This is a genomic window from Oscillibacter sp. KLE 1745 (assembly GCF_000469445.2).
GTDB classification, from domain to species: domain Bacteria; phylum Bacillota; class Clostridia; order Oscillospirales; family Oscillospiraceae; genus Oscillibacter; species Oscillibacter welbionis.
This window is the reverse complement of record NZ_KI271769.1, coordinates 1-9442: the sequence shown is the minus strand read 5'-3', so window position 1 is coordinate 9442 and position 9442 is coordinate 1. Positions and strand designations below refer to the sequence as shown.

At 50.1% G+C, this 9442-nt stretch carries 13 protein-coding genes; 5 read left to right on the top strand and 8 right to left on the bottom strand.

The features are described 5' to 3' along the window. Positions 1-76: 76 nt before the first annotated feature. The 4 genes from HMPREF1546_RS19760 to HMPREF1546_RS19750 form a co-directional block, all read right to left on the bottom strand. Complete coding sequence (locus HMPREF1546_RS19760) at positions 77-667, bottom strand: site-specific integrase (protein WP_021751525.1); 591 nt, start codon at positions 665-667, stop codon at positions 77-79. Positions 668-724: 57 nt separating this feature from the next. Then, positions 725-1270 carry a hypothetical protein gene (locus tag HMPREF1546_RS19755; protein WP_021751526.1) on the bottom strand — a complete coding sequence of 182 codons (546 nt, stop codon included), beginning with the start codon at positions 1268-1270 and terminating at the stop codon, positions 725-727. A 24-nt stretch (positions 1271-1294) separates the two neighbouring features. Next, positions 1295-1462, bottom strand: a complete 168-nt coding sequence (locus HMPREF1546_RS16370) for a helix-turn-helix domain-containing protein (protein ID WP_301546219.1) — start codon at positions 1460-1462, stop codon at positions 1295-1297. Between the two features lie 837 nt (positions 1463-2299). Beyond that, positions 2300-2506 (bottom strand): DeoR family transcriptional regulator, encoded by a 207-nt coding sequence (locus HMPREF1546_RS19750; protein ID WP_301546216.1) that lies wholly within the window; start codon positions 2504-2506, stop codon positions 2300-2302. A 494-nt stretch (positions 2507-3000) separates the two neighbouring features. On the opposite strand from HMPREF1546_RS19750, the gene tnpB reads away from it, so the two are divergent. The 5 genes from tnpB to HMPREF1546_RS19035 all read left to right on the top strand — a co-directional run bounded on the left by tnpB (position 3001) and on the right by HMPREF1546_RS19035 (position 5550). Further along, positions 3001-3219: an IS66 family insertion sequence element accessory protein TnpB gene (gene tnpB, locus HMPREF1546_RS16365; RefSeq protein WP_083491043.1), complete on the top strand. Its 219-nt coding sequence runs from the start codon at positions 3001-3003 to the stop codon at positions 3217-3219. A gap of 296 nt (positions 3220-3515) precedes the next feature. Then, positions 3516-4463, top strand: a complete 948-nt coding sequence (locus tag HMPREF1546_RS16360) for an IS66 family transposase (RefSeq protein WP_301546217.1) — start codon at positions 3516-3518, stop codon at positions 4461-4463. After that, entirely contained in the window at positions 4403-4654 is a 252-nt protein-coding gene (locus HMPREF1546_RS19745) for a transposase (RefSeq protein ID WP_301546218.1), read from the top strand. The genes HMPREF1546_RS16360 and HMPREF1546_RS19745 overlap by 61 nt, the downstream gene beginning before the upstream one ends. A 51-nt stretch (positions 4655-4705) precedes the next feature. Next, the gene (locus HMPREF1546_RS19740) at positions 4706-4867 is read left to right on the top strand and encodes a transposase domain-containing protein (RefSeq protein ID WP_021751533.1); all 162 of its coding nucleotides are present in this window, start codon (positions 4706-4708) and stop codon (positions 4865-4867) included. Between the two features lie 140 nt (positions 4868-5007). Then, positions 5008-5550 (top strand): sporulation initiation factor Spo0A C-terminal domain-containing protein, encoded by a 543-nt coding sequence (locus tag HMPREF1546_RS19035; protein ID WP_147629871.1) that lies wholly within the window; start codon positions 5008-5010, stop codon positions 5548-5550. A gap of 224 nt (positions 5551-5774) precedes the next feature. Here the strand turns inward: HMPREF1546_RS19035 and HMPREF1546_RS16355 are convergent, their stop codons facing one another. From HMPREF1546_RS16355 to dctP, 4 genes are all read right to left on the bottom strand, one after another. Further along, the gene (locus HMPREF1546_RS16355) at positions 5775-6071 is read right to left on the bottom strand and encodes a TRAP transporter large permease subunit (RefSeq protein ID WP_021751535.1); all 297 of its coding nucleotides are present in this window, start codon (positions 6069-6071) and stop codon (positions 5775-5777) included. Positions 6072-6185: 114 nt separating this feature from the next. Further along, a complete protein-coding gene (locus HMPREF1546_RS16350; RefSeq protein WP_021751536.1) occupies positions 6186-7478 on the bottom strand; it encodes a TRAP transporter large permease in 1293 nt (430 codons plus the stop codon). Between the two features lie 5 nt (positions 7479-7483). Beyond that, positions 7484-8128, bottom strand: a complete 645-nt coding sequence (locus tag HMPREF1546_RS16345; RefSeq protein ID WP_021751537.1) for a TRAP transporter small permease — start codon at positions 8126-8128, stop codon at positions 7484-7486. Positions 8129-8211: 83 nt separating this feature from the next. Beyond that, positions 8212-9273 carry a TRAP transporter substrate-binding protein gene (dctP, locus tag HMPREF1546_RS16340; RefSeq protein WP_036631424.1) on the bottom strand — a complete coding sequence of 354 codons (1062 nt, stop codon included), beginning with the start codon at positions 9271-9273 and terminating at the stop codon, positions 8212-8214. Positions 9274-9442: the final 169 nt, after the last annotated feature.

The following is a 9442-nucleotide window of genomic DNA, read 5'->3' as shown; positions in this document are numbered from 1 at the left end:
AAATGAAAATGTCCTTGACTTGGGGAGCACTTTAGCTGGACGACGATGGAAGAATTGGACGATCTGGGTGTTTCCGCTACAGCTTCATCTCCATGAAGTGGCCCATCTTCTCAGCCGCCTCCTCCTGCATTTTTGTGGTGACGTGGGTGTAGGTATCTAATGTAAAGCCAGAGGAATAATGTCCCAGTATTCCGGAGAGGGTCTTGACATCCACCCCGTTTTGCAGAGCCAGCGTGGCAAAGGTATGGCGTAGGTCGTGGAAGCGACAGTCCTCCAGTCCTGCATCTTTGAGGAGCTTCTTATGGAGATGATTGATGGTATCCGGGCAATACATCTCCCCCGTCACTGGCGATGGGAACATATAGGAATTACTTGGATGCAGACTGTGCTCCTGGATCAGCAGGTCCACTGCTTGCTGCGGAATGATGATAGTTTGAATGGAGTGGCGTGTCTTGGGAGGCGATATCTCCAGCACACCATCCCGCCTGGAAACAGATTTTGTGACAGAAATGCTGTGCTTCTCAATGTCAAGGTCACCCCAAAGTAACGCAAGTAATTCCCCTTTACGGAGTCCGCTGATCAGTTCCAGAAAAAACATCGGCAGCACATTCCGCGCTGCCGCAGCCTGGAGATAGGAGCCAACCTGCTCCGGTTTGATGACTTTCATTTCTTTTCGATCCACTCTCGGCGGCCGGTAGTCATCCGTTGGATTTTTCAGAATCAGTCACTCCTTCACAGCTTGACCCAGCGCGTTATGAAGCATTGTATGAATCCCGCGGATCGTCTTTGGACTCAGACCGGGGTCTGTATCCCCTTGGGGGCGGATCTTGCCGCTTTCCCGCAATTCCTGATATAGCTTCTGTAAGCGCAATCCCGTCAGTTCCGGAAGATCTGTTTCTCCAATACGTGGCTCCAAGATCCCTTTGATAAAGTATCGATATTGGACCTCTGTACTTTTCCGCACATTCGGCTTGACATAAAGGGAAAACCAGGTATCGAGCCACTCTCCAACGGTTGTTGTCCCTGCTTGCGGCTGCGGCTTTATAGGTGTATCCCGGATCTGCTCCGCAAAATTCATAGTCAGAGCCTGGAGCTGGTTTTCCAGGACCTCACGGAGCTTTCGCTTACACTCCGCCTGTGTTTTTGCCAGTACACTCTTATAGATCAGTTTTCCTGTCGCATCATCCCGCCCCGCTGTATAGCGGTCTTCCCATCTGCCGTCCTGACGTTTTCGGATACTCCCCTCTCCACGTGCTCTTCGGCCAGGCATTTCAGCTCACCTCCAACCCTTTCGTTAAACTCGTTCAGACACTTTGCTGTCAACCCAGGCCAAGAGCCTATCTTTGGGAACAACGATCCTGCTCCCAATCAATATGGACGGAAAGTTTTTGCTGTGGGCCAGCTCGTAAGCGCCGGCCCGCGATATACTGAGTACGCTTGCCACCTGCGGGATTGACAACATGACCGGTAATTCCTCAAAGGATTTGTAAAACTGATTCGCCAAATTCAACCGCTCCTTTCTGTGGTCTATTTCTCTCACCTTAATTCCACAAATACATCTACCACGAAATCATGCAATACTTTGAACAAATTCCGTGATCTTTGTAGCTTCTAGAATCAAGGGCTTCTCTATATTTCTTTATACAAAGCTATATTCCTTTACAGTTAAATAACTTTCTGGCTTTCTATAATACTGGATCGCAGGCCGGGGAGATTTTCGCTCCCCGGCCTGCGATTTTAAAAAGCGTCCACTCCCATGAAATCTGTTCTGCTCATATTATCAAGCCATGATCTGAGGCGGACACTTTTATAGATTTTTATTTGTTCCAGCTCTATTTGACACTACTTCCCGAGCTGCCGGGCGGCATACGAACCGGCGTCTGGCGACGCCCTACGGGAATCTCACCCCTCCGAGGATCTCTCCGAGCTGCTCCCGCATATACGGGACAGGTGTACCATTATAGGCTGACAGGATCATGGCGAAACAGCCTGCCAGAGCTGCTTTTGGCTGAGTGGACCCGCTGAGCGGCCGTCTTTAATGCAGACTTCCGCCTGCACAGGTGGTCTTCGCGTACCCGCCGCATCGCTTTTCCCCTTCCGGGGGACTGTCAGCTGATGGGAATCCGCTGCCGGATATTCATTTTTCGAGGTGCACAGAAGCTTCCGAATGCTAGTCGTTCTAGTAGCTTCCCGGCAGAACGAATTGGATGAGGATGGAGTTCATTACCTTCAGGTCCTCGCCTTCCAGTGTCAATCGGACTCGCACCAACAGAGATGTCTGCGTGGCTGATAGCCGCTTTTATTTTGGATGGTACCAATTGGAAACACGAATGCCTCCATAAGGGCCAAATGAAGTTTCGATGGGATATGTACAGGCAAGTGCGAACAAATCACTTCGAATCGTTCGTTCACATACACCGAAGCGGTCTGCCAGATGCTTAGTTGTGTCAAACCGTGCACTGCACAGATATTCCCAAATCGCCTGTCTTCGTTCAGAGGGTCCCAACGACCTCGCCCCCTCGCTCTATGGCTTTGATGGTAGAGTAAGACCCGGCAAGGTAATTGCCGGGTTTTAAAATTTTTTGAATGTTTTAAATATTTTCAGCAAAATCACATTTTTATGATCTCTAATTTGTAATTTTTGCCCACATTGAATGTAAGCGTCAAAGCTGGGGGCGGATTAAAAAGTTGAAGAGGATATGAGATACTAATTCTCGAGAAGTCTAAAGACTTCTCGAGAATTCTCATTTTAGAAGGTGGCGGGGAAGATGGGCGCGTGTGAATTGAAACGGCAGGCAAAGCTGGAACAATGGAAGGCACAGGTCATAGACTGCTGCAGCAGCGGCATGAGCGTAAGGGGATGGTGTGCGGAACACAATATTTCGGCAAAGACGTACTACCGCCGGAAAAAGGAAATCCTTTCATCGGCAGCCACAGAACTTGTGCCCGCAGTTTCAGCACCGCAGCCACCGGCAGCCTTTGTAGAGCTCTCGCCGTTGCCTGAGCGGCAGACAGCGGGACCGCATCAAGGGCCTCTATTGGGAGCGGGATGAATTTATCCTGTTGTATAAGCGGTTGGAACAGGGTGCATACCAATGGCCGCGAACGGAAAACGAGGTACGGCAATTGACGCCGCAGCAATACCGCTGGCTGATGGAGGGGCTGAAGGTGGAGCAGCTAAAGGCCCACCGTCCGGTGGACGGCCTGCGTATCATTTAGGCGGTAGAATAGCTGAAAACCCTGGAAATACTGGACTTTCCAGTTCAAATATAGTATAATTTACCCATGAAAAATGAAAGAAATCATGGGACAAGCACCCCGGAGATGGTAACCATTTCACGGGCGGAATATGCGTCTCTGAAAGCGGAAAGAGACGAGCTGAACCAGAAATTGGACTGGCTTCTGGAGCAAGTGCGCCTGAACAGGAAGAAACTCTACGGAGTGTCCTCGGAGCGGCTGGAAGAAGAACTGATAGGCCCCAGTTGAGCCTCATGTTTGACGAGACGGAAGCCTGGTTGTCCAGGCGGAGAGCCAAAGAGACGGAGGTGGCCGCCCATACCCGGCGTTCTTCCAGGCCGGAGGAGGTCCTGCCGGACAATGTACCGGTTGAGGTGGTGGAACACCGGATTCCAGAGAAGGAACCAGACTGCCCTGTGTGCGGCACAGCCAAGATGGAGATTGGAAGGGACGTCCGGCGCACATTGGTGATGATCCCGGCCCAGGTGATGATCCGGGAAAACATTTATTTCACCTACGCCTGCCCCAAATGCAAGGAGGAAGGGACAGAGACGCCGATCCGCAAGGCGGAAAGGCTCCCTGCCCTGATTCCCGGCAGCTATGCCTCGGCGGAGGCGGTCGCCCATATCATGGTGCAGAAATTTGTGATGTACGCACCGTTGTACCGGCAGGAACAGGAGTGGAACCGGGCAGGCGTGCAGTTGAGCCGGCAGACCATGAGCAACTGGGTGCTGCGGGTGGCGGAGGACTGGCTGAAACCGGTATATGAGGAACTGCACAGGCGGCTCCTCCAACGGCAGGTGCTCCACGCGGATGAAACCACGCTGCAGGTGCTGAAACTGGAGGGCCGGACAGCCCGGAGCAAGTGCTATATGTGGCTGTACCGCACCAGTGGGGACGCGAAGGCCCCCGTTGTGCTGTATGAGTACCGGCCTACCCGGAAGGCGGAGAACGCGGCTGCCTTTCTGGAGAGTTTCTCCGGGTGGCTCCATGCAGATGGCTCCGCCGGTTACCGACGGCTGCCTGAAAACATCCGGGTGGTTGGTTGCTGGGCGTACCTGCGGCGAAAATTCGATGAGGCGGTGGATGCCCTGCTGAAGGACCAACGCGCAGGTTGTGCGGCACTGGAGGGGCTGGATAATGCCTCTTCGGGATTGAGCAGGAATTGGCAGGGCTGCCGCCGGAAGAACGGTGTGAACAGCGTCTGGCCCGGTCCAAGCCGGTGATGGACGCTTTATTGACATGGGCTGAAACGAAGAGCGCCGCTGTGCCGAAGTCCGCGCTGGGCAAGGCACTGTACTATCTGCGGGAACAGTGGCCATACCTGATCCGGTTTCTGGAGGATGGGCGGCTGGAGATCTTCAATAACCGTGCGGAACGCAATGTGAAACCCTTTGTAATGAGCCGGAAGAACTAGCTGTTTGCAAATACGGAAGGCGTGGCTCAGAGCAGTGCAATTGTTTATAGCATGATTGAGACTGCCAAGGAGAATCCTCTCTCCCCATACCAGTATCTGACCTGGCTTCTGAGAGATGCTCCGAAACTCGCGGCAGAGGAAAAGAATTTGGCAGAGAAATTATTGCCGGAGAACGCCCCCCAAAGCAGTTGGGATATCCCTGTGAAAATATGACTGTACGCTAAAGAGTCTGCTGATACGCAGACTCTTTTTCCTTTTAGGTTTCTGAATTTTCTGGTGTCTCTTTTTGTCTCAAAACGGCGAATTTGCGAACTACAGATTTAACGTCAAATTTTTTACCGGAGGTATTTTCTATGGAGGACACACAAGACCTGATTTTTGAAATTGAAGGAAACGTCGGTTCGGTAGGTAGCAGCGATCTGCTGGGTGTTGTCTCTCTGGTCATGACCGGTGGGACAGAAGCCTTGCATCTGGGTAAGACATCGGATTCTTTCGAGCAACAGACTGGAAGGAAAGCAAAAACTGTATCCAGGTCCTTAGCGCATACAACAACTAACATTTGGGAGACTGGAAACAAAAAGATCCTGCGGCAAGTCTATAGCAACCATCTTCCGGTTGAACCTCCTACACCCAAAAATTTCATTATACGGCTTGCGGAATATTTAAAGCGCCAGACCATACGTAAGCAAGACACCCCTTTGAATGGTCTTGAGCGTAATGAAACTATCCCCAAAGAACCAAATGTTCTTTACAAATATTTTTTCCACGAGATACATCCATCTCGTACTTCCTCCTATGGCATTCTAGTACAAGGTCATTTTCCAGATGGCTGGGCCACAATTTCTGTGGTTTCTCCCCCTATCCCACGGCAAAAACGCTGTGGCCTTGCTCGTTAAAAAATATTCTCGTCTCCAACTTCCCCCTGAACACCTTTTGGATGTGGTACATGATTTTCTTTCGCAAGAAGTGATTCACTCTTAAAATCCTGCTAATCCTATTCAGCAAAAGAGCGAGCGGCCATGCGGCCGCCCTTTTGTTGATGCTTCCCGCTGTTTTACGCTTACATCTCCACTTATTTTAGATGTTCTGCTCCGATGTTCCCATTACACTGAGAGTCCCATCAGCTGAGGTAAAATGTGCTGATTTGCGGGGTATAAGTAACCAGCAGCAAAACAGCAATCATCACGAAAATCCACGGCCAAATCGTTTTTGCGAGAGTCGTGTACTTTACATTGGAAATCTCACTGGCCATAAAGAGGTTCGTGCCGAAATGTACAGGACTTATGCCAACGGCCGTGACGATGAGAAGTAGGAAAAGGGTCCCGGCTCGTTGGGAATTGAGCCGGAACCCTTCAAAATCTTGTGTATACCTGAATCCTTTGTTGCGGACTTCCCATCCCTTGCGATGGAATACCATGCTTCAAGACTGCTTCAGCCAGATCTGCTCCGGTTATTCGAAGGTGAAATAGCCCTTGCTGGCTCAAGTCAAAACGGTTTCGTCCTCAGGAAACACGCTGTAAGCACGGCGCTCTTAGACCACGTATCCCATGAGCTTAGGCAGGAACAGGATTAAGTCAGGAATATAAGTAATAAGGAGCAGCGCCACAATTCCCGTAGCAATCCAAGGCCAGATGTCTTTGGCAAGTTTGTTCAAAGGTACGTTGCCAATAGCGGAAGCCATGAACAAGTTAGCACCCAGGGGAGGCGTAACAAAACCGATAGCCAAGTTCACGATGCAGACAATACCAAAGTGGACAGGGCTGACGCCCACAGCGGTAACGATGGGCAGTAAAATGGGAACTGTCAAAATAATGGCGGCGTTGGTCTCCATAAAAGTACCCATGATCAGGAAGATGATATTGATAATCAACAGGAGGACATACTTATTGTTCGTAATCGCCAGAATAGCGTCGGCAATTTTTGCAGGAATCTGCTCCATAGACAGGATGCTACCGAAGCCGGAAGACATACCGATAATAAACATGACTGGGGCTGCGATAGTCATGGCGTGCATAGCCAGATACGGCAAGATCTTCCAGCTCACTTCCCGGTAGATAAAAATACTGACAAGCACACCAACCAGGCAACCCAAGGCAGCAGACTCAGTAGGGGTGCAGATACCCGCATAGATGCTACCCAGAATGATAATAGGAACCAACATGGCGGGAATAGCATCTACAACGATATGCAGGGCTTCTTTCGAAGAATAATGCACCTTTTCTGCCGGCTTGTACCCCCGCTTTTTGGAAGAGAAATAGCAGTAGACACACAGAGCCAAGCCAAAAATGATACCTGCAGGAATACCAGCTGTAAACATGGAAGTCAGAGACACACCCGCGCAGGTAGCATATACCACTTGGCAGACACTTGGGGGAATCATGGTACCGATAGCTCCGCCGATGGCCACGCTACAGGTGGCATAGGAGCGATCATAATGGGAACGGACCATCTCAGGGATCATAATCATACCGATGGCGGACACAGTTGCGGAGCCGGTGCCGGAAATCGCAGCAAACACCATACAGGCCAAAATGGACACAATGCCCAAACCTCCGGTCATGTTGCCGATAAGTAGTTTTGCAACGGCGATCAGACGTTTGGAAATGCCACCCTTTGCCATGATGTCACCAGCAAAGGTAAACAGAGGACAGGCCACCAGCAGGTAGGAGTTGAACCCGTTAGACGCAGTTTTGGTGAAAGACGATACAGCAATCGTATCGAAAACTTCCATATTGAATAAAGAGGTTGCACCCAGTGCCACAGCGATGGGTGTGCCAATCAGAAAAAGGACGATAAAAATGCCCGCGAACAATGCCATCATCATTGTATTTAGCCCTCCTTACGCTTCAGACTGTGCTTAGCACGGAAGGCCTCTTCTTCTGTATAGGCCTCCTCCGGAATCTGCTCGCGATACTCAGCCTTCAAGGCATCATCATAGCAGTAGTTATCTAGCCCCCCATTCAGAACCGCATAGGGGTTTACAAACACGGGCATGGAACAATTGAAGTGACGGATTTTCCAGACCAGAGTCTGGATACTGCGGATGATGCCAAGTCCGTATCCGATAGGACCGGCTAGATACATCACATTCACACTTGCGTTAAAGGTGGTTGCTTGAGCGTTGCTTTGGAAGTTGCGGAGTACATTGTCCAGGGTTCCTTTGAAGAAGTAAATAAAAAGAACCATCATAATTACTTGGGAGAAAATCATCAAAACCTTCTGAACCTTTTCCGGCATCAGACGACGCACAGCGTCGATCTCAATATGGATGCTGTTACGGGTGGCATAGGCCAAGCCCAGATAGCAGACCCACACATAGCAGTACCGGCAGATTTCTTCGCCCCAAGGAAAACCAGCACCAAAAATCTGGCGGCCGAAAATCTGACAAAGAATAATAAGCAGCATCGTGAAAAAGGCGATCATTCCCAAGAAAGCCTCAAAGTTGATATCCAGCCAGCGGATCACTTTTTTCATGTTTTTATCTCTCCTTATTTACTAAAATCCGGGCGGACAAACATTGCAATCCGCCCGGATTTTAAGCGGGCGCAGGCAACTGATTACTGTGCGGCAGGACGTGCGTTGTCAATCAGAGACATATATTCGTCATAAGTCTCCTGGCCCACCAGCTCAATAATCATCTCAGATGTAACAGGCTGCATAGCCTCTTTCATCTGCTGCTTCATCGCGTCATCGGGATAAGTGATCTGGGTGCCGTATTCAGAAGCGAACTTTTCCAGAAGAGCTTCGTTCTCGGGAATATAGTTATCTCTGTGGTACTCATAGGCGGCCTGGATAGCCTCATCTACTAGGGCACGGTCTTCCTCACTCAAACTTTCCAGCCACTCCTGGGAAGCAATAGCCATATCAGTGCTGAACACATGGTCAGTCATAGCGAAATAAGGCTGAACCTCATAGAAGGAATAATCTTCAAAGTTGCAGATAGCGCCTTCTTCGCCGTCAATCAACTTCTGCTGCATGGAAACAAACAGCTCGTTCCAGTCCACAGAGACAGGGTCAACGCCGACAGACTGCCATGCAGCAATCTGGATGGTGGAGTAGCCGCGGATGGACAGCCCATTCAGGTCCGCGAAACTCTCAACAGCATGGGCGCTGTTATACAACTCACGGAATCCCAGAGAAAAGATGCATAGGCCCTGTAGGCCAATGGAATTGTATGCGTCAAAGATAAAGTCGCCGCCCTCGCCCTCGAAGAAGTTGTGGACATGATCCAGGCTGTCGAAGGTATAATAGTTATTCAGCAGGGACATTTCAGGTACTTGGGTCTCAAAAGCCACAGGGTTGACAATATCAATCTGGATATCGTTGTTATAGAGCATATCCAACATAACTTCATTGTTACCCAAAACAGAGCCGGCATAGATCTCCACGGTGATGCGGCCATTGCTGGCTTTTTCAATGGTGTCCTTGAAAACCTCGAGAGCACGGACCTGCACAGAGCCTTCGTAGTTGACGGTGCCGATCTTGATGGTCATAGGTTCACCGCCAGAGGTCCCTGCGTTGGAGCCAGTATCATCGCTTTCGCTGGAGCAGGCCGCCATGGAAAATACCATGGTAAGAGCTGTGATAAGAGCAAAAAACTTCTTCATGTTCTTTTTCATAGTGAACTTCCTTTCCTTTTGCAACAGTTTATTTTGAGATTTTATGCACTATTATAAATAAACTAGGGATACATTTCCAAGTGCCCTCTGCCACATTCACCCTGGTAAAACCAGCGGTGGACACTGCTGGTTCATCCAAGAACCCGCTTGTATGCGGCGTTGCTGCGGA